This window comes from Enterococcus sp. DIV1059_2, from assembly GCF_051713685.1.
Taxonomy (GTDB): Bacteria; Bacillota; Bacilli; order Lactobacillales; family Enterococcaceae; genus Enterococcus_D; species Enterococcus_D casseliflavus.
The window spans coordinates 1,285,190-1,307,099 of sequence record NZ_JBIOQK010000001.1; the positions used below are offsets into that span (position 1 = coordinate 1,285,190).

Below are 21,910 nucleotides of genomic sequence, written 5' to 3' on the forward strand. Positions count from 1 at the left end.
TAACTTGTTTAGAGGGGAAGGGGAACCTATGAATAAAAAAGGACTCGCTATGGGACTGTTTCTTTTCTTGGTCTTAGCAGCAATGGGAGGGATGAAGTGGATGATAGAACAGCAAAAACAGCAAACCGAAGAGCCAGCCATGATCCAGCAAAGCAGCTTGAGGGACGAAACACAGGAAGAAAGCAGGGAAAGTCAGGAACCCACCTCAGTTTCCACGTCAGCTTCTGTTTCAACTTCCACGCAAGAACAGCCAGAAGAGGCAATAGCAGAAAAAATCGCCACGATGAGTTTGGAGGAAAAGGTCGGGCAATTGTTTTTTGTGCGTGTACCAGAAAGCAATCAAATCGAAGAGCTTCAAAAGTATCACTTTGGTGGCTATCTGTTATTCGGCCGTGATACCGAAAATGAGACGGCGGCGAGCTTGAAACAGAAAATTTCAGATTACCAAGCAGCCAGCGCCATTCCGCTGTTGATCGGTATGGATGAAGAAGGGGGCACAGTGACTCGCATCAGCCGCAATCCGAACCTTACGGATCAGCGTTTTCTCTCACCACAACAGCTGTATGCCCAAGGTGGATGGTCAGCGATCGAAGAAGATACAGCAAAGAAAGCGGAAATTTTAAAAGCTTATGGCATCAATGCTGGGCTGTTTCCCGTTGCCGATGTTTCCACTGATCCGCAGTCCTTTATCTACGACCGAACCATTGGCATGGATGCGCAGGGCACGAGTGCGTTTGTAGAACGTGTGGTTCATGTTTTACAGAAACACCACGTTGGGTCTACCTTGAAGCATTTTCCTGGCTATGGCAACAATCGTGACTCGCATGTCGAAATCGTCACCGATGACCGCCCGCTATCTGCACTGCGGGAAACGGATTTTCTGCCTTTTGCCGCAGGGATCAAAGCTGGTGCCGACAGTATTTTGGTCGCCCATACGATCGTCAATAGTATCGATAAGACCGTACCCGCCTCTATTTCAAAACCCGTGCATGAGCTGCTGCGAAATGAATTGCATTTTAAAGGGGTCATCATGACGGATGACTTGGATATGGCAGGACTTTCTGAGTTCATTCCGCAAAAAGAAGCCGCATTACAGGCGTTGCAGGCGGGAAATGATCTAGTGATCTCCTCTACCTATCAAGAACAGATTCCTTTTGTGGTACAAGCGGTTGAAGATGGCCGCTATTTAGAAGCTGATTTGAATGCTTCCGTCAAACGGGTCTTGCTCTGGAAAGAAGCATTGCATTTACTTTAAGAAAAAAATAAACCTGCTGTTTCCTCCGTGTAAGAGAGTCGTTCTCTTACTGAGAGGAAGCAGCAGGTTTTTTTTAGATACTCTGAGCCAGTGCCTCTAATTCTTTGGCAAAGGCTTCTTGCCCAATAAAACGCAGATAATCCAGTGCTTTTTCAATCGTGGCCATTCCCAGCATACGATCTCCTTGAAACAAGGCGTAGATGCCTTCGAAATAACGAATCATCAAGCGGATACGATCATTGTCCGGCGGCAGGTGATCGGCTAGATACGTCAGCACATGCGCCAACTCGGCAGGTTTTTTGCGATCGATAAACAAGAAAGCCGCATTCGTCAGCAATTTTGTGTAGATTTGATAATTAATACTTAACGCATTGCTGTAAAAAATTTTTTTATTCAGGTGTTTCATTTGATACAAGATGTACTCGTCAGAAAAGAGGAAGAGCAGATTGGTAAATAAGGAGATTTCAAATTTTCCCCACGTGTCGATGCGTTCCAAGTATTTCTTGATGGTCGCTTCGATGATGCACCGTTCTTCCTCGTCGGTAACCACGCCTTTTTTCTCTAAAATCAAAAAGAATTGACTATACAGGACATAATAGAAGAAATCCTTCGTGGTTTTATACAGCGCTTGGGCTTTGTTAATCAAAGAGAGGACTTCAGAATACTTGCTTTCATAGTAAGCGGTGGTCAACTGTTTGGATAGCTGCTTTTTCTCGCTGACTTGATTGTCATCCAAGCGATACTCAAATTCCTCCAAAGTGACATTTAAGCGGTCCAAATACTGGTGCAAAATATCAAAGGCGATGCGGTGCCCTTTTTGTTCAAAGGTTGCCAGTGTACTGCGTTCTGAAATGTTCTCAACCAATTTTCGCTGTGAGATATTTCGTTCCGTTCGTAACTCTTTTAACAAGTCATTGGCCTTCAAAAAATCCCTCCTAAAAAAAGTGGACGGAAAAATAGTCCAAATATGTTACAGCTTTATTTTGCGGGTAAACTTGAAGAAAGTCAATTAAAGGAGGAGAAATGGATGTTTGATTTTTTTAGTTTTCCCTGGGAAGTTGTAGAACTAATGGCTAACGTTTTTTCTTTCTTCAAATAATCGATCCTTTGTGATTGGTTAGCAATTGATTTTTTAACAGGAAAAAAGTATAAGTGGTTTCACGTAATAAGTTACTGTTCATTCGCGCATTCAAACGCCCTCTCCCCAAACAGCTTACCCTGTCAAGGTGCGTAGGTCTGCCGAATCCCTTTTAAAAAAGGAGCAAACACAACAGCGAGTGATTGCTCTTTTTTTGTTGGTCAAAAAACCTGCATACGGCATCCCAACAGTCAGTTTTGTTTTTTCTTGAACATTGGTTCATTCGGATCAGAATAGTAATCAGGATTGAATTCATCATCGATCGAGACCCCGAAAAGAGAGACGAGACTGGGAAGAACCCCAATCACGCCGAGGACGACGGCAACTGGAAGGTAGAACTTTTTGCGCTTGTACCACGGAAGCTGCGATTTCTTCTCCATAGGAACTCCTCCTTTTTAAATAGTGTAGCATGTTCTGAGTTGAGTGTGTTAATAATTACCTTCAATATTTAAAAATATACTAAAAAGGTATATTGGTATATCTGATGGGGAAAAGGCTTCCTAGTAAAATTTAGGGAGCGTTCGTTTTTGTCATTGTTGCCAGAATCAAGTTTTATAAAAAAGGAACCGAGTAAGAAAGCCATCCTTCTTACTCGGTTCCTTTTTATTGTAAGTAATCCTTGGTTTGGTCCATCAAGGTTTGAAAGTCTGATTCGTTTTTTCTTATCGCCTCTGTTAGGGTAAACAAATAACCGTTGGGGTCTTTGATGGTTATTTCAAGGGCATTCCACGGCTTTTCCATCAAAGGTTCTACGATCCACTTTTCGGGAATTTTCTGAGCGATATTCTGAAGATCAATCATCGCTACATTCAAAATTGCCCCATCGCCAACAGTGAACGAGTCTGCGGCAATCAGCATCAAATCTTGGTAGTCAGCAAGACGCAGATGGTCCATCGTCACTTGATTTTCTTGATTGCGAAACTGATACAATGACTGGAAACCCAAGATTTTTGCAAACCATTTTGATGATTGTTCAATATCTTTTGTCTTCAATTGATAAAACATTGGCATAACATATACTTTCATTTTGACACCTCCTCTTAATTAGAGGATACCGCTTGACGCAGCGTCAAAGTCAATAGAAATTTTCGTATTGAAGCAAAGCTTGAGAATGGCGTTTCTTTGGCACTTAAGTCAAGGAAAAATGGGCAATAATTGTTTGACTCACTTCATCAGGTGATAAGTGGGTATTGTTGATTTTCAGCGAAGGAATCGTTGGAAAAAGGGTAGCTAATTCCTGTGGCAGACTTTCTAAGCGATAGTTTTCAAACGAAGACAAAAGCTCGTTTCTAGAAAAATCCAGCGCTCTTTTTGACGGCTTTGCGGCTAAACGGTCCTCATGGCAATTGCGCTTTAAGCGTTCCTCAATATCAGCCACTAGCTCGATAAAATAGACCTTTTGCTGGGCATCGGTAAATAGTTGGGCGATCTCTTGTAAAAAAGCTAAATCTCCCGCTTGATCGAAATCAATCAAGACCGTAAAAATGATTGATTTTGTCGTATTATTGGCTTCATTTTGAACAAAGGCTTTGAAGAGTTCGATCCGTGTTTGATTAGACAAAGCGAATGCTGCGGGACTATAGCCAAGAAAGTTCGCAAAAAGATCAATGGTCTGGTGATTGAATAAAAGCTTTGCATCCAATCGTTTTTCCAGTTCTTTGCCCACAGTCATTTTCCCTGCGGCTTGTGCGCCAATCAAGACGATCAATGACATCACAACACATCCTTTTTATCAATCGTAACAAAGGTGAGCTATCGTGTAAATTGGTTCTTAGAAAGAAATGATTGAGAAGCTGGAATTTTTCATATGTGGAAACCAAAGATGCTCTTTTTTAGGTAAAAAGGAATGAGCGGAACTTCTCCGACAGAGGGAAGAAAACCATGCAGCACAAAAGCACAGTCTGGAACAACAAAATGACTAGTAGATTGATCGTTTCAAATCGTGAATAAAGATAGAAGTGGATCAGCCATTCGAAGACATTGACAAAGACTAAATAAAGGTAGTGCGCTTTTTTGACTTTGCAGTTTTTTAACCAATAATAGCTTAAGTAATAATCCAGCAAGATCATCAATAATAGAAAAAGTTTACTGAAAGCCGTCAGATTGTCATGCTGCGAGGCGAGTTTTTGAAAAAACAGCAAAAGGGTTGGTGTCGGAATATAAATGATCAATAAGGATAGGAAAAAATAGACAATAAAGGGCATAGTCATTCCTCCAATCTGTTATTAAAAAAACATAGATAAACTAACAGATTTATTGAGAGCCGTCAACTGGTTTTTTATCGAAAAATTCGATAATGATGGGTAGCGTTGCTTGGAGGAAAAGGTTCAAAGGACAGTCGGTGGTAGCAAAGGATGATCGCGAGATATCCAAAAGAAAGATTCCCTTTTACGAGAAAAGGGAGCGGAGGAGCTGCTTCATGGGGTATATTTATGCCCATGTCTCATTGAGTTTATCCGCATAAAACAAAAGTGCCTGTCGGTAAGACTGGATGTCTGGATCGCTAGAGGTTTCGGCAAGCAGGATCAATAATCGTTTAGTGGCTTGCTCATACTCGGCGAGATTAAACAGTGTCATGGCATAGAAGGTTTGCAAAGCATGATTTTTTGGAAATAGCTTCATCGCTTGTAAAAACACGTCTTCGGCTTTTTGATAATTGCCGAGGGCACGATAGGTGCTGCCTAGACCTAGGTAGGCATCTGGCAAGTCGTTTTCTGATAACCCTAACGCGATTGCTTGTTCATAATAAGGAATTGCCTGTTGTTCTTCCCCTAAAAGATCATAACTCCAAGCCGTTTGGTACTGCACAAAGGCATCTTGGGGATTTTCGGCAGCTAATTGAATCAATTGTTCATTTGATTGTTGCAGTTTTTTTTCAGCCCGAAGTTGGATCGCAGCAGCTAGTCGTTCATTCATTGGTTGGAAGCTCCTTTTCAAATAGTAGAAAATGACTTAGATAACTTGCAAGCATAGCTAAGGGGAAAGATCTGCCCAGCTTTCACCCGCAAAAGAAAAACCGCATGCTTCATACAGCTTGTAGGCTGGCTGGTTTTCAACCGTTACTACCAGGTAAAGGTGAGTGAGTCCCATGCCTTTTGCTCGTTGGATCACTTCCTTCATCAGCAACTTGGATAAGCCGTTGCCTTTAAAGGCTGCGCCCATAACGACAAATAATAGCAGGGGAAGCTCTTGAAACGTGCTGGTTACTACGGCACCGATAGGATGATCATCCTTTTGTAACTGAAAAGAAAGCCCTGGAATCAAGGGACCGTATTTTCCGTCAGCGGTCTCTCTCAGCTCTCTTTGCCAGTCAGCAAGCGATTCCCCTTCGTCATCTGTCGTTTCATGATAGGCGGAATAAAAAAGCTCTGCGACATTTCGAGAATTCGGGAGAAAAGGCTCAAAAGAAAGGGCGGATTCTTGTAAAGTTTTGGGGGCATGTTGTAAGTCACAAGCCATAATGATTCGTTTCATAGAAGCACTCCTCTCAGCTCGTTTCATTTATTATAGCAGAGCCAAGCTTTTTCACGCTCGTTTTTTTCTAATGAAAGCCCAGATCCAACGACTTCCTTCGTAGATTGCAGTGAAGACAGCTACCAGAAACAAAAACGACATGTAGTGGATCAAAAAAACGAGCTGAAACCATAAGCCATAGACCATCGGCAGGACGACAAGCAAACAAAGAACCAATTCGATGTTTCGCTTTCTTCTAATTTGAAACCAACGTTCATCTGACATCCTTTTTTCCTCCTGTTCATTCTTTACATACACACTTCGTTAAATCTCCATCTTTATATAAAATAATCGATAGAGTTGCGATATTTTGATTAAAAAACTAGAAAAATGATTTATTTTTTGGTAATCTTGAAGATAAGATTAGAAATAGCTGTTGTTTTTTATTTTGACTGATTTTCCCACGAAAGACAAGGTGAGCACAATGGAAAGAAAACCGATGTATTTAAAAAATGGGCTTCCTTTAACAATGGAACCAGGTAAAATTTACACATGCCTTTATCGAGGCGGTTATTTCATTTGTGAAGAAAAGGGCCAACCGCTGCCACCGATAAAAAGAGAAGCGAAATAAGCGAACTTCTCACTTAAGATTTGTCAGGGATCGAATGGGTTGTTGGAACTGTTATCTCCTTTTGGGTACCAATCAAATGATGTCTAGCATTTTCAAAAAATCTCAACGTTCTTCATTCATACCATTCTAAGTCTTAAATTGATTTTGACCGATTTCAATTTAGTAAGAACAATCCGATCCCTGGCAAATGTTAGGTGGAAAGTTGGGCAGGTAGTAAGTGAATCAGTAATAGGTGAAAAACGGTTTTTTCTCACAAAAGATGATTTCACTTGAATAGAACGCCGTTTTTTGCTATAATAGTTCAGGAATTGAAAAATAAAATAGACAAAGGTTGAGCATTTTTTATGCTTCAAGGATCAGGTTTGCCAAGGGGTGAGGCAAACATTCTTGGAGGAATGCTGGCCTTTTTTCATATCAGCATACTTCTTCGCGAGGTATGCTTTTTTTGTTTATTTTTCAGTTGAGAATACAAATCATTATAGGAGGGGAATCGATGAGAGAAGCTTTGACTCGTTTACGAGAAGCAGAAGAAGCCAATGAACAGCAATTGCGCGCTTTGAAAAAAGAATTGCAGTCGGAAGAAGCGCAGCAGCAACAAGCATTGCAAGAGCGATCAGCCGCTTTGGAAGAGGCGCTTGCTCAAGAACAAGCAACAATCGAAGAGCAGTTGCAACAGTCACTAGCAGCACAAAAGCAGCAGCTGGCAAAAGAGAACCAGCAAGTGTTAGATCGTTACCAAAAAAATATGCAAAGCTTCCAAGAGCAAGCGGTTCAACAGATCGTTGAAGGAGTGATCGGGACTTATGGCAGTAACCAAACTAAATAAACTAACGTTGATCACCCCGAAGCACTACCAAGAAAGGTTATTGACGAAGCTGCAAACGATGCAGTTTGTTGAAATCGAGAACGTATTTGAGCAGGAAGCGAACGAAACTTGGCTGCGGGAATTTTTTGCAGGAGCCACCCCAGAAGGTGCTTCTCATCAACCAATGATTCGTCGACTGCAAGAAGCGATCCGCTTTATTCGTCAAAATGGTGATGCGAAAAAAGGCACGGAATGGCAACGAGATGCCTTGCGGCTGTCGGACTTTGAAACAAGCTTCGATGAAGCAGCAGCATTAACGGAGCTGGTTGAAGTCGAGAATTTGCAGGAGCGCTGGGTAGAGACGATCGAAGCGATCGAAGCAGCGACGCAGTCGGAAGAATGGGCGACACAATGGCAAAATCTTGACGTCCCCTTGGAGATCGAAGCGCCTGCACATACAAGTTTTTTTGCTGGGAGTGTCGAAGGTCCACGCTGGGAAGATCTAGCTGAAGCCTTGCGTCAATTGGAAGAGGTTCATATCGAAGTGATCTATTCTGAACCCAAAAAAGTCAATTTCAGCTGCCTGTTTTTAACAGCGATCGAAGAGCAAGTGTTCCAATTGTTTCACCGATATGGGGTGAAGAAAGAAACTGGCCTGACATCCGAATCACCAAAAGTGGTTTTGCAAAATACGAAACAAGCCTTGACTTCCTTGACGCAGCAGCGCAAAGAACTGATTACAGAAATCAGTCAGCACAAACAACGGCTGTTCCTGATGCAGCAAGCGGAAGAACTGTTTTTGACTCGTGAGAATCGGGCAATGATGCAACAGCGCTTAGCAGCTGGTCAGACCTTTGCCCTCTTGCGCGGCTGGATCGCAGAAAAGGATCAGCCGTTAGTGGCGGAAATGGTCCAAGAATCCTTTGCCAACGAGATTTACTATTCATTTGAAGAACCCACTGCAGAGGAGATCGCTGCCAATCAAGTGCCAACGAAACTAAAAAACGCCTCGTTTATTCAACCCTTTGAAATGTTGACGGAAATGTACAGCTTGCCAAAATACGATGAGATCGATCCAACCCCATGGATGACGCCTTTTTACTATGTTTTCTTTGGTATGATGGTGGCTGACTTAGGTTATGGTGCATTAATGGCTGTCGCGACCACGATTGGGCTACACGCCTTGCGTTTGCCCAAAGGGACCAAACGGTTTCTGAAATTGTTCCAGATTTTGTCTGTGCCAACTATGATTTGGGGCGCAATCTACGGCTCCTTCTTTGGTGCTACATTGCCCTTCCAACTTTTATCGCCCTCCGAAGATTTTATGGCGATCTTTGGTCTATCCATGATTTTTGGTGGGATCCAACTGTTTACAGGCCTTTATTTAGCAGCCAAAGAAAATATCCGCAAAAAGGATCTTTTAGGTGCAGTCAACGAAGGCTTTGCGTGGCTAGGACTTTTGAGTGGTCTTTTAGTGGCAGCCGCAGGCAATCTTTTGATCGATGTCCCAGCACTAACAACCGTCGGCTTGATTTTAGCAGGCTTTAGTGCCTTATTGATCATCGTGGTACCGATTCTGAAAGGGAAAACCAAAGTGGGCGGCTTCTTTTTAGGCTTGTATGACTTGTACGGTGTGACCAGTTACATCGGCGACTTTGTCAGCTATAGCCGCTTGATGGCATTAGGGATCTCTGGTGGGAGTATCGCAGCAGCCTTCAACTTATTGGTGGGCTATTTGCCGCCAGCCGCTCGTTTTTCTGTAGGCATTCTCTTATTGGTTGTCCTACAAGCTTTAAACATCTTTTTATCGTTACTGAGTGCGTATGTGCATGCCGCTCGTTTACAATATGTAGAGTTTTTCGGAAAATTTTTCACTGGTGGGGGGCGCCAATTTGAAACCTTTAAGCCAAGTGAGAAATACGTTGATTTTGATAAAGAAAATGGAGGAGACAATAAATGATTGATTACTTAATTAATAATAATGGTGGTATGGTGTTTGCAATTATCGGAATGGGGATCGCTACGATCTTTTCTGGGATCGGTTCAGCCAAAGGGGTGGGCCAAACTGGTGAAGCAGCGGCAGCCTTAACGACGAATCAGCCGGAGAAGTTTGGACAAGCCTTGATTTTACAATTGCTTCCCGGAACGCAAGGACTTTACGGATTCGTTATTGCGTTTATGATCTATGGTAGCTTAAGTGGTGAAATGTCGACAGTGACTGGTATGGCGTACTTGATGGCCTCACTGCCAGTTGCCTTTACTGGCTTATTCTCAGGAATGGCCCAAGGGAAGGTCGCTGCAGCTGGGATTCAAATTTTAGCGAAGAAACCAGAGCATTTCTTTAAAGGGGTCATGTTCTCAGTAATGGTTGAGATGTATGCCATCTTAGGCTTTGTTATTTCTTTCTTACTTTTAGGAACGATTTAAAGGGGGCGAAGGTATGGATGCAATCGACAAAATGATTGCTGAACTAGACCAAGAAGCGCAGACAAAACGGGAACGTTTGGCTGCCGCTGAACGTGCTAGGATCAGTGAAACGATGGCACGTGACTGGGCGAAAAAAGAGTCGGACTTGCAGCTTCGTGCCCAGCAAGCAAAAAAGCAAGCCGAAAAAAAATATCAGCAAGCGCAAAATCGCCAAGCAAGTGCCGCTAAGCAGCAGCAAATGGTGAAACAAAACGAATACCTGACACAACTTTTTGAGCAAGCGTATCAACAAATGGTTGCCTGGACGCCAGAAGAGCTGCAGTCATTTGCTGAAAATGTGCTGCAACAGCTGCCGATCAGCGGGACGGTGACCTTCCACGCTGGTCCTGAGCAAGCAGACCATCTAGATGCCGCTTGGCTTACGTCTTGTCAATCAAAACTACCGTATCAAATCAAAGCAGGCGCACCATTGACAGAAGCAGGCTTTTTGGTGGATGACAACGGCATTCAATACAATTTTACCTATCAGGTTTTGCTTGATGAATACAAGAAAGAAACCCGGGAACGGTGGTTGCAGATCATACAACAAGGAGGTTGATCCATGAGGAACTATCATCAATTGAATCCAATCATTCGGCTGAAAGAGATGACGTTGCTAAAGCCGCAAGAAGTCGAACAAATGATTGCGGCAGAAGGGTTTGCTGAAGTCGAAGCTGTCTTGCAGCAGACCCATTATCAACGCTATTTGAAGCCAGATTTTCATGAACGATTCGAAACCTATCTCGATGAAGAATTGTTAAAGACGATCAAAGAATTGGCCGAGCTGGTTCCTGATCAAGAGATCCTCCGACTGTATATGATGCCTTTTACTTTCCATAATCTAAAAGTCTTGACCAAAGAGTCAGTCACTGGAAAAGATTATGATCATCTACTGATCGAAGATGGTTTTTACACGATCGATGAGTGTCGGACCGCCATCAAAACGGGAACCTCAGAGGTATTGCCTGAGAAAATCGTGACTACGATCCAAGAAGTGCGGGAGTACTTAGAAGGCGGCGCCGTGCTGCAAGGCATCGATATCATTTACGATCGCCGGTATTTACATGAACAACGGCGACTGGCAGATGAAATCAAGATCCCTGAGCTACAAGAAGCTGTCATCAAGATGATCGATCTGACCAATATAACGATTGCCGCTCGTTGTGTACTTCAAAAACGATCGCGTAGTTTTATGGAGGCAGTCTTAGTGAGTGTCGGCAGTATCCCGAAAGAAGAATTTTTAGCGTTTGCGGATGCGTCCTATAGTGACTTTTTAGCCTTCTTATTAGAAAGTGATTATCAGGAAGTGTTGCGGCCTTTGATTCATGAACAGGTGATCGACTTTGCTGGCTTGGCACTTTTGCAAGACAATTTGATCACAGAAAGCTATGGCCAAGCCCAAACAGATGCTTTAGGACCACTGCCTTTACTCGCATTTTTGAATGCTAAGGTTTTGGAACTGCAAAATCTGCGTATCTTGCTAGTAGGCAAACGCAGTGGCTTTACGGAAGAACAACTCAGAGAAAGGATGCGGCACTATGACTCATAAAATCGGCGTAATCGGCGAGAAAGAATCCGTCATTCCTTTTCAATTATTTGGCTTTCAGGTTTGCTATGCCTCGGAAGAAAAAGAAGTGAAGCAGGCGCTGGCAAAATTAATGAAGAACAGTACGATCATCTACCTGACTGAAAAATGTGCCGAGCTGATTCCCGATGAATTAGCAAAAGTCCAACAAAAAATGACACCTGCAGTCATCTTGATTCCTGATTATGATGGTTCCCGAGGAATCGGCAAGCGAATGATTCAAGAAAATGTCGAAAAAGCAGTTGGACAAAACATACTATAGAGAGGAGCCGATGTTGTGGAAAAAGGAACAATTATTAAAGTATCTGGTCCATTGGTGCTAGCCAAAAATATGGGCCATGCAAGTTTAGAAGATATCTGTTATGTAGGAGATTTAGGCGTGGTCGGTGAGATCATCGAAATGCGCGGCGACGTCGCTTCGATCCAAGTCTATGAAGAAACGTCTGGGATCGGACCTGGTGAACCAGTCGAAACCACCGGTGAACCGCTATCCGTCGAATTGGCGCCTGGGATCATGTCACAAATGTTTGATGGCATCCAACGTCCCTTAGAAACCTTCATGTCTGTCACCCAAAGCAACTTCTTGACGCGTGGGGTGCAATTGCCTGCGTTGGATCATGAGAAAAAGTGGCCCTTTGTACCGACAGTCGAAGTCGGCGAAGTAGTCAGTACCGGGATGGTCATCGGCACCGTGCAAGAAACACCCTTGATCAATCACAAGATCATGGTTCCTCATGGCGTTTCAGGAACAGTCAAGGCTGTTTATGCGGGGGAATTTACCATCGATGAAACGATTTATGTTTTAGATACACCCAAAGGAGAACGGTCTTTCACGATGCTGCAAAAATGGCCCGTTCGTCATAGCCGTCCAGTAAAGCAAAAACTGAATCCAGTCGAACCAATGATTACTGGTCAGCGAGTGATCGACACCTTCTTTCCAATCGCTAAAGGCGGGGCGTCAGCCGTTCCAGGACCTTTTGGTGCAGGGAAAACTGTTGTTCAGCACCAAATCGCCAAATGGGCGGATGTCGATCTGGTCGTCTATGTCGGCTGCGGCGAACGCGGCAATGAAATGACCGATGTAATGAACGAGTTTCCAGAGTTGATCGACCCTCGTAGTGGTGAATCTTTAATGGCGAGAACCGTGTTGATCGCTAACACCTCCAATATGCCGGTAGCCGCTCGGGAAGCGTCGATTTATACTGGGATCACGATTGCGGAATACTTCCGAGACATGGGGTATTCAGTGGCGATCATGGCGGATTCCACCTCACGTTGGGCAGAAGCACTGCGAGAAATGTCTGGTCGTCTGGAAGAAATGCCTGGGGATGAAGGGTATCCAGCTTACTTAGGCAGCCGCTTGGCAGAGTATTATGAGCGTTCTGGAAAAGCGATTTGCTTAGGTTCTGATCAAGAAGGCAGTATCACTGCCATCAGCGCCGTTTCACCATCAGGCGGCGATATTTCAGAACCAGTTACCCAAAATACGTTGCGGGTCGTAAAAGTCTTTTGGGGCTTAGATGCCACTTTAGCGCAAAAGCGTCATTTTCCATCGATCGATTGGTTGAAGAGCTATTCATTATACGAAAACGAATTGGGTGCCTTTTTGGACCAACAAATGCAAGTAGATTGGTCCAAACAAGTAACAGAAGCCATGCGGATGCTGCAAAAAGAATCTGAGTTGTCAGAGATCGTTCGACTTGTCGGCATCGACGCTTTGTCCGAAAAAGATCAGTTATTGCTGGAAACCACCAAATCATTGAGAGAAGATTTCTTGCAGCAAAACGCTTTTGACGACGTCGATACGTTTACCTCTCGTGAAAAGCAGTTCAAAATGCTGGAAACGATCTTGCTGCTCCACAAAGAAGCGGAAGATGCGTTGACACTAGGTGCGTATCTTTCAGAAATCTATGCAGGAACCGAAGAATTGCGAGACAAAGTGGCACGTATGAAGTACTTGCCTGAAACGGAATTAGCAAAAATTCCTGCTTTACATCAAGAGATCAAAGCAACGATGAAAGAAATTTTACAGAAAGGAGACCGCACCGATGATCAAGGAATATAAAACGATTGGAGAAGTCGTCGGACCATTGATGGCCGTCGATCGCGTCTCCGGTGTCAAATACGAAGAGTTGATCGAAGTCCGCATGCAAAACGGCGAAACGCGGCAAGGACAAGTACTGGAGATCCAAGAAGACAAAGCGTTGGTCCAAATTTTTGAAGGAACCGGCGGGATCAATTTGCGGGAATCTGCGGTGCGTTTCTTAGGACATCCTTTGGAATTAGGCGTTTCCGAGCAAATGATCGGGCGAGTCTTTGACGGTTTAGGTCGGGTTAAAGATGGCGGAGTAGAGATCGTCCCAGAAAAATTTATGGACATCAACGGCGAAGTGATCAATCCAGCAGCGCGGGATTATCCTGATGAGTTTATTCAAACGGGGATCTCATCGATCGACCACTTGAATACGCTCGTTCGGGGACAAAAACTGCCGATTTTTTCTGGTTCTGGTCTGCCTCATAAAGAATTGGCTTCGCAAATTGCGCGTCAAGCACAAGTGTTGAACTCGGAAGACGATTTCGCTGTTGTGTTTGCTGGCATCGGGATCACCTTTGAAGAAGCAGAATATTTCATGGAAGATTTTCGTCAAACTGGCGCCATCGACCATTCTGTCGTCTTTATGAATCTAGCCAATGACCCAGCGATCGAGCGGATCGCTACTCCCCGAATGGCACTGACGGCAGCCGAATACTTGGCTTATGAAAAGGGCATGCATGTCTTGGTGATCATGACGGATATGACCAACTACTGTGAAGCTTTGCGGGAGATCTCCTCTGCTCGTCGTGAAGTGCCAGGACGTCGGGGTTATCCTGGGTATCTTTATACCAATCTATCCACGTTATATGAACGTGCGGGACGGATTCGCGGCTTGAAAGGTTCAGTGACCCAGCTGCCGATTTTGACCATGCCAGAAGATGACAAAACACATCCGATTCCCGATTTGACCGGCTATATCACCGAAGGACAAATCATCTTGTCTCGTGATTTGTATAAAAACGGCATCCAGCCGCCCATCGATGTCTTGCCGTCATTGTCACGGTTAAAAGATAAAGGGACCGGTGAAGGAAAAACCCGTAAAGACCATGCCGCAACGATGAACCAGTTGTTTTCTGCCTATGCTCAAGGAAAGCAAGCCAAGGAATTGGCAGTCGTTTTAGGAGAATCGGCATTGTCGGAAGTAGATAAAACCTATGCCAAATTTGCGGAACGCTTCGAAAATGAATACTTGAACCAAGGGTATCGCACCAACCGTTCGATTATCGAAACTTTGGAATTAGGGTGGGAATTATTGGCGATGCTGCCAAAAGTCGAGCTGAAGCGGATCAGCGATGCCCTACTGGCGGAATACTTACCGGGAGAGGAGAACAATGGCGCAAAAAACCGTTAATCCAACCCGCATGGAGCTGTCGCGCCTCAGCAAACAATTGGCGACAGCCAAACGCGGACACAAATTATTAAAAGACAAACAAGACGAACTCATGCGTCAATTTATTGAATTGATCAAAAAGAATGACCGCTTGCGTAAAGAAGTCGAAGAACAATTGCAGCGTGCCATGAAGGCATTTCGCTTAGCCAATGCTACGATCAATGAAAAATACATTGAAGAAATGTTTATTTTACCAGCAACTGAAGTCTCCCTTGAATTATCCACGAAAAACATTATGAGTGTGGAAGTGCCAGTGATGCATTTTGATTACGACGATACGGTGATGCAAGCGCCGATCGAGTACGGCTTTTTGAATTCCAATGTTCCGTTAGATAATGCTGTCGCCCGTTTTACCGACGTTATGCCGAAGCTGTTGGAGCTAACGGAAATCGAAAAGACCTGTCAATTGATGGCAGGGGAAATCGAACGGACGCGCCGACGCGTCAATGCCCTAGAATATTTGACGATTCCCGAGCTGGAAGAAGCCATTTATGGAATCAAAATGCGGCTGGAAGAAAATGAACGAGCAAACGTAACAAGAATGATCAAAGTGAAGAATAAATCAAAATAAAATGGTATGATAAGAGAAAAAACAAATGCAATAAACTTGGATTACTAAGACATTGGTTTTTGCAAAAGGTCAAAGGAAATGAAAATGAAAAAAAGAAATCGTTTGAAAAAAAAGCTGGCATCGCAACGCTTTTTGATTCCGCAGATCGTCACACTGGTCTTCGTTTTGCTGATATTGGCAGGAACTGGCTTGCTAATGCTGCCGGCTGTCACCCAAAGTGGTGAAGGCACCAACTTTTTAGATGCGCTGTTTACTGCCACATCGGCTGTTTGCGTGACGGGTCTTTCGACCTTGACCGTAGCCGATCATTACAACCTGTGGGGCCAAGGGATCTTGCTGATGCTGATTGAGATCGGTGGGATCGGCTTCATGTCGATTCCCGTCTTCTTTTACATCTTGGCGAGAAAAAGAGTCCATCTTAGTACTCGGATGATTTTGCGAGAATCATTGAATCTGGACCGAATGTCTGGAGAAATCCATTTGGCATGGTACCTGATTCGGATCGCCTTTTTGATCCAAGTCAGTGGGATCATCTTGCTGGCTTTTGCATTCGTGCCCCGTTTTGGTTGGGAGCAAGGCCTTTGGTACAGTGTTTTTCATGCGATCTCGGCCTTTTGTAATGCTGGGTTTGATTTGTTCGGCAACAGTATGGTAGGGTTTCAAAACGACCCATTTGTTCTGGGGGTCGTCAGTTTCTTGATCATCGCAGGTGGTCTGGGATTTCTCGTTTGGTTCGATCTCCTGCATACGGCGTCCAAAAAACGGTCCTTGCATAGTCGCTTGGCATGGATCGCTATGATCGTTTTGGTGGTTTTTGGAACGGCAGGGTTCTTTTTGACCGAAGCCAATTCACAGTTGATCACGGGTGATTCGGTCATCGAACGTTTTTTCCAATACCTCTTCTTAGCGGTCACCCCAAGAACCGCGGGATTTTTCAGTATTGATTACGGACAAATGAGTCAAGCAGGCTTGATGCTGACGATGATTTTAATGTATATCGGCGGCACCTCTGGATCAACTGCTGGGGGATTGAAGACAACGACATTTGCGGTCTTGATCATCAAGATCCGCAGCTTATTGAAAGGGCGCAGTCGAGCGGAAGTTTTTGGTCGCACGATCAAAGAATCTGCTGTATCGCGTGCCTTTACGTTGTTCTTCCTTACCTTGACGTTATGCTTCGTAGCCATTTTCTTATTGTCGATCACTGAGAGTATGCCGCAAACCCCAAACTTTGGGTTGCCAACCATTGCCTTTGAAGTTTTTTCCGCTTTTGGAACGGTGGGGTTGACCATGGGGTTGACGCCTTACTTGTCAGTTTTTGGCAAACTTTTGATCATTTTTTTGATGTTCATTGGTCGAGTCGGCATCATGACCGTTGCTTTTTCATTGATGAAAAAAGCCAACAAACAAGAAGCTGGCTACAAATATCCAGATGAAACCGTGATGATCGGGTAACGAAACAGGGAAACGAAGCACGCTTCGTTTCCCTGTTTTTCGTTTATTGAAGTACTTCTAACATCACATCTCGTTGGTCATCGCTGACATTCCCCGCATAGTTCGGCGTGATCAAAGATAGACCACCCTCCTTATTTGTAAATAGGTACAGGTTGTGGCTAAAATCAGGATTTCCATTGGAAGTGATCCCTTTTGCAAAGGTCAATTGAGTGTTCACTTTTACGGTGCGAATCCCATTGTCATTTGCTGAAAAGATGCGAATCTCTTTTGTTGCGATCGTATCGACTTGTGCTTCATAGCTTGCGCTGTCGTCGATCGAAATGATCAATGGGCTCGTATTTTGAATCGTGACAGCATCTGGTACATTGACGCCATGGAAATAAAAAGTCAGTGAAGGGCCATATTGGGAAAGATCAACGGCATATGGAAACTCGTTGGTGGATACTGAGCTTGCTGTCGTTTGCGTTGCGTCAGAGTGGTCCGTCGATTGCTGGCTTGAGGTTGAAGTTTCTGAAGTAGAGGTTGACGCTAAGGAGCTGCTTTCAGTCGTTTGCATCGTCGTGCTTTGCTTGCTTTCAGTAGATACAAGACTTTGGCTTAGCTCGCTGGTTGATTGCGCGGTATCTTTTTCGTTGTCACAGCCTGTCAAAAGCCCCACACTGACCAGCGTCAGTGTCCCAATCAAAGAAATTGTTTTTTTCATCGTTTGTTTCATCCTTTCCTACGAATACTAAAACATCTAAAAAAAACAAATTATTGTGTGAAAATGCACAATTATGTTGATATAGTGTTTAAATATTCTTTGGTGTTAAAGATATTGTAGTCCAGAACACTGAAAAAGAATAGGAAGATTTTGCTGAATTTTTCGTCAATTCTATCATAAAACATTCATGAACGCCCGCAGTAGCTGGCTAATTTTGCATAATAAAGTGTTAGCCTTTTCTGGCGACTTGCGTAACGCAGGGATCTAGATTAAAATACCTTGGTATAGAAGAATGGGTGGTGAAGAGGATGGAAAAAGAACGGATGGGGCAATGGTTAGCCTTTACGAATCAGCATCAAGCGATCGAAGCTCGTTTGGAGCAAGCCCTCAAAGCAGAAAGCAATCTGTCTTTGAATGAGTATTACGTGCTTTATTACTTAGAAAAGACCCCCAATCATAGCATGCGCCTCAATGATTTGATCGCCCATTTTGATCTGAGTCAAAGTGCGATGTCACGTATGATCATGCGCATGGAAGACAAGCTGTGCGGTGTGATCGAACGGCATTCTTGTCAAGATGATAAGCGGGGGATCTATATTGATTTGACCCAATCTGGGGAAAAGAAACTGCAGCGTTCAAAAGTCGTTTTTGAAAAAGTCTTGGAGGAAATGCTGGACTAATGATGTTTTTCACTTGTTTTCTCCTTGATTCTTTTGTAATATAGATGCATGTGCATGTATATTTTGATAAAGGGAAAAAAGATGCACCGATTTGCTTTAAGGATCTCCTTGAAAAACTAAGCCAGTCAGATCCACAAAGCGAAATGAATCCAATGGAAAAGGTGGGAAACCCATGCGAAATGTAACAGACAAAGCAACATTTAAGCGCGGATTGCAGTTGAAAAATCGAATCATTATGGCACCAATGACGACCAAGATGTCCTTCTTTGATGGGGTGATTACGAAAGATGAGTTGGCTTACTATGGCTTACGCTCTGGGGAAGTCGGAGCAGTCATCACAGCGGCAGCCAATGTCCAAGAAGATGGCAAGGGCTGGGAAGGGGAATTAGGCGCTTACGACGATGCCTTTTTACCTGGATTAAGTAAATTAGCCAGCACCATCAAAACCAATGGGACCAAAGCTATTTTACAGATTTTTCATGCCGGTCGGATGACGGATGACTCGGTCCTACGAGGAACACAACCGATTTCTGCTAGCGCAGTTGCTGCCGAACGACCAAATGCCCAGGTTCCCCGAGAAGTCACAGTAGATGAGATTTTAACGATTATTGAAAACTTTAAAAAAGCTACCGAACGGGCGATCAAGGCGGGGTTTGATGGCGTAGAACTCCACGGAGCCAATACGTATTTGATCCAACAATTCTTTTCTCCGCACTCAAATCGTCGAGCCGATGAATGGGGTGGCTCACTAGAGAACCGTTATCGTTTTATTGAGAAGCTCGTCGATGAAGTATTGGAAACAGTGGACCAATCAGGTGTGAAGGAGTTTATCATCGGTTATCGTTTTTCACCGGAAGAATTCGAAGAACCAGGGATTCGCTTTGAAGATACGTTGTTCTTAGTGGACCAACTGGCAGAAAAAGGATTAGACTATCTGCACATCTCCCTTGCGGATTATACCCGCAAATCGATTTCAAAAGCGTACCAAGCAAAATCGATGTTGGCGTATGTCTATGAAAAAATCGCTCAGCGGGTTCCTTTGATTGGTGTAGGGGATGTCCGAACATCGAAAGATGCCGCGGGATTGCTAGAACATGCAGACTTTGTAGCAGTGGGCCGGGCATTGTTGATCGATCCTCATTGGGGACAAAAAGTCTTAGACGGTCAAGATGAATTGATCCGCACCACGGTTTCTCCTTACGAACGTGAGGAACTCGTATTACAAAACGGCGTTTGGGGTTTTATGGAAAACATGATGCCAGATCGCCTAAATGAAGAAAAATAAGCAGACAACCACCTTTGCCTTGGGCGAAGGTGGTTTTTTGGTAAAACGAGAGGAACGATCCAATTATTTTCAATTATGACCATCATTCTTTATAATTGGTGTAATGGTAAGCGCTTACTTTATTTTTATGCTATCGGGGATGAGGAGAGAATCATATTGGAGGAGAAAAATGAAAAAAAGTAGCTTGTTCTTGCTAGTAATTGTCACAGGGGTGTTGTTCGCTGGTTGTGGAGGAAATCAAGAACCAGCAGATTCACAAGATTTTGCCAGTACAGATGAGAATACGCTAACTGTTTGGGCTTGGGACACAAATTTTAATATTCCAATTATGGAAAAAGCCGGGGAATATTACAATGCGGACAATGACGCAATCGACCTTAATGTTGTCGAGATGTCCAACGAGGATACCAAGCAAAAAATGGTTTCATCCTTTACTTCAGGGGTCTCCGAAGGTTTGCCTGACATCGTTTTGATGGATGACTATGACGTGCAGAACTATTTGCTGAACTACGAAGGAAAATTTGCAGAATTATCGGAAGACATTGACTTTGACCAATTTGCTCCTTACAAAGTAACGAATGCGACCTATCAAGAAGGCGTTTATGCGGTTCCTTTTGATTCAGGTTCTGCTGGACTCTACTACCGCAAAGATTATTTAAGTGAAGCGGGGATCGATGAAAGTGAACTCACCAATCTAACCTGGTCCAAATTTGTGGAGATTGGTGAGACAGTCAAAGAAAAAACGGGGAAATGGTTCGTCGCGTTTATTCCAAATCGCGGCACTCATTATATCCAGATGGCGATGCAGTCAGCCGGATTATGGTATTTTGATGAAGACGGAAACATATTCTTGAAAGACAATCCTGCTATTCGTGAAATGCTGCCGATCCTGAAGACGATCGAAGAAAAAGAGTTGGCAAAACCAGTAGATTATTTTGCGCCAGAAGGGATCGGTGCAGTGACGAGTGGAGAAGTGGCAGCAGTCAATTCAGCCATCTGGTTTTCAGCGACGATCCGCTCCGCAGAAGATCAAAAAGGAAAATGGGGCTATACGAATCTTCCTCAATTAGAGACAGTGTCTGGAGCGACACCTTACTCGAACTTGGGTGGTTCTAGCTGGTTGGTGCTCAATGACTCACCAAATAAAGCGTTGGCCATTGATTTTCTTAAACAAGAATTTGCTGGGAATGATGAATTCTATCAAGAGATTTTAGTAGAAAATGGGGCAGTGGGGACTTACCTACCCTCACAAGAAGGAGAAGCTTTTCAATATGAAGATCCTTTCTTTAATGACGCCCCAATCTATAAAGATTTCTCTAGTTGGATGGCGGACATCCCCGCCGTTGATTACGGGGTAAATACCCAAGCGGCAGTGGATGCCTTGCGTGGGGGAATGCAAAGCTATTTTGATGGTGCCATGTCCTTAGAGGATATGTTGACGGAAGCAGAAAACACCTACAAGATGCAAGTCGGCGAATAGCCGACTTGTGTTGCTTAAGGAGTGATGAATATGCAAAATACGATCAGAAAAAAGCGCCCCAAAAACCAACAAGTCTGGGGATTTATTGGCCTTTCTTTAGTATTCAGTAGTGTCTTTTTGCTGTATCCCATCGTCTATTCCTTATACCTTTCCCTGCATCGGATGCAGGGACTGCAATCGGTTTTTGTCGGCTTCGGAAATTACCTGCGCATGCTGCAGGATACGATTTTTCAAAAAGCTTTACTCAATAATTTTATCTTTCTGATCTTTCAAGTACCGATCATGGTGTTGTTGGGTCTTCTGCTAGCGTTTGTTTTGAACACGCCGAAGCTTGTAGGACGCTCCTTCTTTAAATTAGCGTTGTTTCTACCCTGTGTAACCTCGCTGGTTTCCTATGCAGTTTTATTTAAAATGATGTTTCAAATTGGCGGGATCGTTAATCAAGGGCTGCTGAACATTGGCTTGATCACGCAACCGCTAGATTGGCTAAATAATCCGCTTCTAGCAAAACTGACCGTTATTATTGCCCTGTGCTGGCGTTGGACAGGCTATAACATGATTTTTTATTTGGCAGGATTGCAAAATATCTCGGATGACACTTTAGAAGCTGCTGCGATCGATGGGGCGAATGGGTTTCAAAAGTTCTTTTTCGTAGTGATCCCGCAACTGAAGCCGGTGATCGTTTTCACAACCATCACCTCCACCATTGGGACGATCCAACTCTTTGATGAAGTGGTGAATCTAATAGGTGGTGGCCCCTCCAATGAGACGTTGACTGTCGCTCAACTGATCTATAATCACTCCTTTGTCTATACGTCAAATTTTGGGTATTCGGCTACGCTGTCGTGGGTCTTAGTGATCATCATCGCTCTTTTATCTGTGATCCAGTTGAAACTCGCGAAAACGAATCAATAAAAG

The 21,910-nt window shown here is 43.8% G+C and carries 24 protein-coding genes and 1 other annotated feature; of the genes, 15 read left to right on the top strand and 9 right to left on the bottom strand.

The window, feature by feature from the left end; genetic code table 11:
* The first annotated feature begins 28 nt into the window (after positions 1-28).
* Positions 29-1,255, top strand: coding sequence for a glycoside hydrolase family 3 protein (locus IGI72_RS06015; protein ID WP_438753423.1), 1,227 nt, complete (start codon positions 29-31; stop codon positions 1,253-1,255).
* A 73-nt stretch (positions 1,256-1,328) separates the two neighbouring features.
* On the opposite strand, the gene IGI72_RS06020 is transcribed toward IGI72_RS06015, so the two are convergent.
* From IGI72_RS06020 to IGI72_RS06055, 8 genes are all read right to left on the bottom strand, one after another.
* Positions 1,329-2,180, bottom strand: a complete 852-nt coding sequence (locus IGI72_RS06020) for an Rgg/GadR/MutR family transcriptional regulator (RefSeq protein WP_015509338.1) — start codon at positions 2,178-2,180, stop codon at positions 1,329-1,331.
* A gap of 404 nt (positions 2,181-2,584) precedes the next feature.
* Complete coding sequence (locus tag IGI72_RS06025; protein ID WP_005225554.1) at positions 2,585-2,773, bottom strand: hypothetical protein; 189 nt, start codon at positions 2,771-2,773, stop codon at positions 2,585-2,587.
* A gap of 223 nt (positions 2,774-2,996) precedes the next feature.
* On the bottom strand, positions 2,997-3,419 hold the full coding sequence (locus IGI72_RS06030) for a VOC family protein (protein WP_159160333.1): 423 nt from the start codon (positions 3,417-3,419) through the stop codon (positions 2,997-2,999).
* A gap of 103 nt (positions 3,420-3,522) precedes the next feature.
* Complete coding sequence (locus IGI72_RS06035) at positions 3,523-4,107, bottom strand: AAA family ATPase (RefSeq protein ID WP_087627182.1); 585 nt, start codon at positions 4,105-4,107, stop codon at positions 3,523-3,525.
* 118 nt (positions 4,108-4,225) lie between these two features.
* Complete coding sequence (locus IGI72_RS06040) at positions 4,226-4,597, bottom strand: hypothetical protein (RefSeq protein WP_015509341.1); 372 nt, start codon at positions 4,595-4,597, stop codon at positions 4,226-4,228.
* Positions 4,598-4,823: 226 nt separating this feature from the next.
* Complete coding sequence (locus tag IGI72_RS06045; protein ID WP_438753428.1) at positions 4,824-5,309, bottom strand: tetratricopeptide repeat protein; 486 nt, start codon at positions 5,307-5,309, stop codon at positions 4,824-4,826.
* A gap of 57 nt (positions 5,310-5,366) precedes the next feature.
* Entirely contained in the window at positions 5,367-5,894 is a 528-nt protein-coding gene (locus tag IGI72_RS06050; protein ID WP_422700431.1) for a GNAT family N-acetyltransferase, read from the bottom strand.
* Positions 5,895-5,918: 24 nt separating this feature from the next.
* A complete protein-coding gene (locus IGI72_RS06055) occupies positions 5,919-6,131 on the bottom strand; it encodes a hypothetical protein (RefSeq protein ID WP_438753432.1) in 213 nt (70 codons plus the stop codon).
* Between the two features lie 675 nt (positions 6,132-6,806).
* Positions 6,807-6,860 (top strand) — a sequence feature (sodium ion sensor (DUF1646 type); this cis-regulatory element may regulate processes involved in with the transportation of sodium ions).
* A gap of 110 nt (positions 6,861-6,970) precedes the next feature.
* On the opposite strand from IGI72_RS06055, the gene IGI72_RS06060 reads away from it, so the two are divergent.
* The 10 genes from IGI72_RS06060 (at position 6,971) to IGI72_RS06105 (ending at position 16,844) form a co-directional block, all read left to right on the top strand.
* Positions 6,971-7,303: a hypothetical protein gene (locus tag IGI72_RS06060; protein ID WP_015509344.1), complete on the top strand. Its 333-nt coding sequence runs from the start codon at positions 6,971-6,973 to the stop codon at positions 7,301-7,303.
* The gene (locus IGI72_RS06065) at positions 7,281-9,242 is read left to right on the top strand and encodes a V-type ATP synthase subunit I (RefSeq protein ID WP_438753435.1); all 1,962 of its coding nucleotides are present in this window, start codon (positions 7,281-7,283) and stop codon (positions 9,240-9,242) included. The genes IGI72_RS06060 and IGI72_RS06065 overlap by 23 nt, the downstream gene beginning before the upstream one ends.
* On the top strand, positions 9,239-9,709 hold the full coding sequence (locus IGI72_RS06070; RefSeq protein ID WP_005225567.1) for a V-type ATP synthase subunit K: 471 nt from the start codon (positions 9,239-9,241) through the stop codon (positions 9,707-9,709). Before IGI72_RS06065 ends, IGI72_RS06070 begins: the two co-directional genes overlap by 4 nt.
* Before the next feature lie 13 nt (positions 9,710-9,722).
* Positions 9,723-10,307 carry a hypothetical protein gene (locus IGI72_RS06075; RefSeq protein WP_438753437.1) on the top strand — a complete coding sequence of 195 codons (585 nt, stop codon included), beginning with the start codon at positions 9,723-9,725 and terminating at the stop codon, positions 10,305-10,307.
* Positions 10,308-10,310: 3 nt separating this feature from the next.
* A complete protein-coding gene (locus tag IGI72_RS06080) occupies positions 10,311-11,297 on the top strand; it encodes a V-type ATPase subunit (RefSeq protein WP_074535045.1) in 987 nt (328 codons plus the stop codon).
* Positions 11,287-11,595, top strand: a complete 309-nt coding sequence (locus IGI72_RS06085) for a V-type ATP synthase subunit F (RefSeq protein WP_005225570.1) — start codon at positions 11,287-11,289, stop codon at positions 11,593-11,595. Before IGI72_RS06080 ends, IGI72_RS06085 begins: the two co-directional genes overlap by 11 nt.
* A 15-nt stretch (positions 11,596-11,610) precedes the next feature.
* Positions 11,611-13,398 (top strand): V-type ATP synthase subunit A, encoded by a 1,788-nt coding sequence (locus IGI72_RS06090; RefSeq protein WP_086292067.1) that lies wholly within the window; start codon positions 11,611-11,613, stop codon positions 13,396-13,398.
* The gene (locus IGI72_RS06095) at positions 13,382-14,779 is read left to right on the top strand and encodes a V-type ATP synthase subunit B (protein WP_010747828.1); all 1,398 of its coding nucleotides are present in this window, start codon (positions 13,382-13,384) and stop codon (positions 14,777-14,779) included. The genes IGI72_RS06090 and IGI72_RS06095 overlap by 17 nt, the downstream gene beginning before the upstream one ends.
* Positions 14,760-15,389 carry a V-type ATP synthase subunit D gene (locus IGI72_RS06100; protein ID WP_010747829.1) on the top strand — a complete coding sequence of 210 codons (630 nt, stop codon included), beginning with the start codon at positions 14,760-14,762 and terminating at the stop codon, positions 15,387-15,389. Before IGI72_RS06095 ends, IGI72_RS06100 begins: the two co-directional genes overlap by 20 nt.
* A 78-nt stretch (positions 15,390-15,467) precedes the next feature.
* Positions 15,468-16,844 carry a TrkH family potassium uptake protein gene (locus IGI72_RS06105; protein ID WP_034868417.1) on the top strand — a complete coding sequence of 459 codons (1,377 nt, stop codon included), beginning with the start codon at positions 15,468-15,470 and terminating at the stop codon, positions 16,842-16,844.
* A gap of 43 nt (positions 16,845-16,887) precedes the next feature.
* Here IGI72_RS06105 and IGI72_RS06110 read toward each other — a convergent pair whose 3' ends face one another.
* Positions 16,888-17,547 (bottom strand): hypothetical protein, encoded by a 660-nt coding sequence (locus IGI72_RS06110; RefSeq protein ID WP_438753440.1) that lies wholly within the window; start codon positions 17,545-17,547, stop codon positions 16,888-16,890.
* Between the two features lie 308 nt (positions 17,548-17,855).
* Here IGI72_RS06110 and IGI72_RS06115 point away from each other — a divergent pair, with 308 nt between their 5' ends.
* The 4 genes from IGI72_RS06115 to IGI72_RS06130 all read left to right on the top strand — a co-directional run bounded on the left by IGI72_RS06115 (position 17,856) and on the right by IGI72_RS06130 (position 21,907).
* A complete protein-coding gene (locus tag IGI72_RS06115) occupies positions 17,856-18,227 on the top strand; it encodes a MarR family winged helix-turn-helix transcriptional regulator (protein ID WP_010747832.1) in 372 nt (123 codons plus the stop codon).
* Between the two features lie 172 nt (positions 18,228-18,399).
* The gene (locus IGI72_RS06120; RefSeq protein ID WP_438753442.1) at positions 18,400-19,512 is read left to right on the top strand and encodes an NADH-dependent flavin oxidoreductase; all 1,113 of its coding nucleotides are present in this window, start codon (positions 18,400-18,402) and stop codon (positions 19,510-19,512) included.
* Between the two features lie 169 nt (positions 19,513-19,681).
* Entirely contained in the window at positions 19,682-20,992 is a 1,311-nt protein-coding gene (locus tag IGI72_RS06125) for an ABC transporter substrate-binding protein (protein WP_438753445.1), read from the top strand.
* A gap of 30 nt (positions 20,993-21,022) precedes the next feature.
* A complete protein-coding gene (locus IGI72_RS06130) occupies positions 21,023-21,907 on the top strand; it encodes a carbohydrate ABC transporter permease (protein ID WP_438753448.1) in 885 nt (294 codons plus the stop codon).
* The last annotated feature ends 3 nt before the right edge of the window (positions 21,908-21,910 follow it).

Excerpts from the sequence above, each read along its gene's own strand:
- IGI72_RS06015 (WP_438753423.1), top strand. The coding sequence starts at position 29 with ATGAATAAAAAAGGACTCGCTATGGGACTGTTTCTTTTCTTGGTCTTA.
- IGI72_RS06025 (WP_005225554.1), bottom strand. The coding sequence starts at position 2,773 with ATGGAGAAGAAATCGCAGCTTCCGTGGTACAAGCGCAAAAAGTTCTAC.
- IGI72_RS06030 (WP_159160333.1), bottom strand. The coding sequence starts at position 3,419 with ATGAAAGTATATGTTATGCCAATGTTTTATCAATTGAAGACAAAAGAT.
- IGI72_RS06035 (WP_087627182.1), bottom strand. The coding sequence starts at position 4,107 with ATGTCATTGATCGTCTTGATTGGCGCACAAGCCGCAGGGAAAATGACT.
- IGI72_RS06040 (WP_015509341.1), bottom strand. The coding sequence starts at position 4,597 with ATGCCCTTTATTGTCTATTTTTTCCTATCCTTATTGATCATTTATATT.
- IGI72_RS06045 (WP_438753428.1), bottom strand. The coding sequence starts at position 5,309 with ATGAATGAACGACTAGCTGCTGCGATCCAACTTCGGGCTGAAAAAAAA.
- IGI72_RS06050 (WP_422700431.1), bottom strand. The coding sequence starts at position 5,894 with ATGAAACGAGCTGAGAGGAGTGCTTCTATGAAACGAATCATTATGGCT.
- IGI72_RS06055 (WP_438753432.1), bottom strand. The coding sequence starts at position 6,131 with ATGTCAGATGAACGTTGGTTTCAAATTAGAAGAAAGCGAAACATCGAA.
- IGI72_RS06060 (WP_015509344.1), top strand. The coding sequence starts at position 6,971 with ATGAGAGAAGCTTTGACTCGTTTACGAGAAGCAGAAGAAGCCAATGAA.
- IGI72_RS06065 (WP_438753435.1), top strand. The coding sequence starts at position 7,281 with ATGGCAGTAACCAAACTAAATAAACTAACGTTGATCACCCCGAAGCAC.
- IGI72_RS06070 (WP_005225567.1), top strand. The coding sequence starts at position 9,239 with ATGATTGATTACTTAATTAATAATAATGGTGGTATGGTGTTTGCAATT.
- IGI72_RS06075 (WP_438753437.1), top strand. The coding sequence starts at position 9,723 with ATGGATGCAATCGACAAAATGATTGCTGAACTAGACCAAGAAGCGCAG.
- IGI72_RS06080 (WP_074535045.1), top strand. The coding sequence starts at position 10,311 with ATGAGGAACTATCATCAATTGAATCCAATCATTCGGCTGAAAGAGATG.
- IGI72_RS06085 (WP_005225570.1), top strand. The coding sequence starts at position 11,287 with ATGACTCATAAAATCGGCGTAATCGGCGAGAAAGAATCCGTCATTCCT.
- IGI72_RS06095 (WP_010747828.1), top strand. The coding sequence starts at position 13,382 with ATGATCAAGGAATATAAAACGATTGGAGAAGTCGTCGGACCATTGATG.
- IGI72_RS06100 (WP_010747829.1), top strand. The coding sequence starts at position 14,760 with ATGGCGCAAAAAACCGTTAATCCAACCCGCATGGAGCTGTCGCGCCTC.
- IGI72_RS06105 (WP_034868417.1), top strand. The coding sequence starts at position 15,468 with ATGAAAATGAAAAAAAGAAATCGTTTGAAAAAAAAGCTGGCATCGCAA.
- IGI72_RS06110 (WP_438753440.1), bottom strand. The coding sequence starts at position 17,547 with ATGAAAAAAACAATTTCTTTGATTGGGACACTGACGCTGGTCAGTGTG.
- IGI72_RS06115 (WP_010747832.1), top strand. The coding sequence starts at position 17,856 with ATGGAAAAAGAACGGATGGGGCAATGGTTAGCCTTTACGAATCAGCAT.
- IGI72_RS06120 (WP_438753442.1), top strand. The coding sequence starts at position 18,400 with ATGCGAAATGTAACAGACAAAGCAACATTTAAGCGCGGATTGCAGTTG.
- IGI72_RS06125 (WP_438753445.1), top strand. The coding sequence starts at position 19,682 with ATGAAAAAAAGTAGCTTGTTCTTGCTAGTAATTGTCACAGGGGTGTTG.
- IGI72_RS06130 (WP_438753448.1), top strand. The coding sequence starts at position 21,023 with ATGCAAAATACGATCAGAAAAAAGCGCCCCAAAAACCAACAAGTCTGG.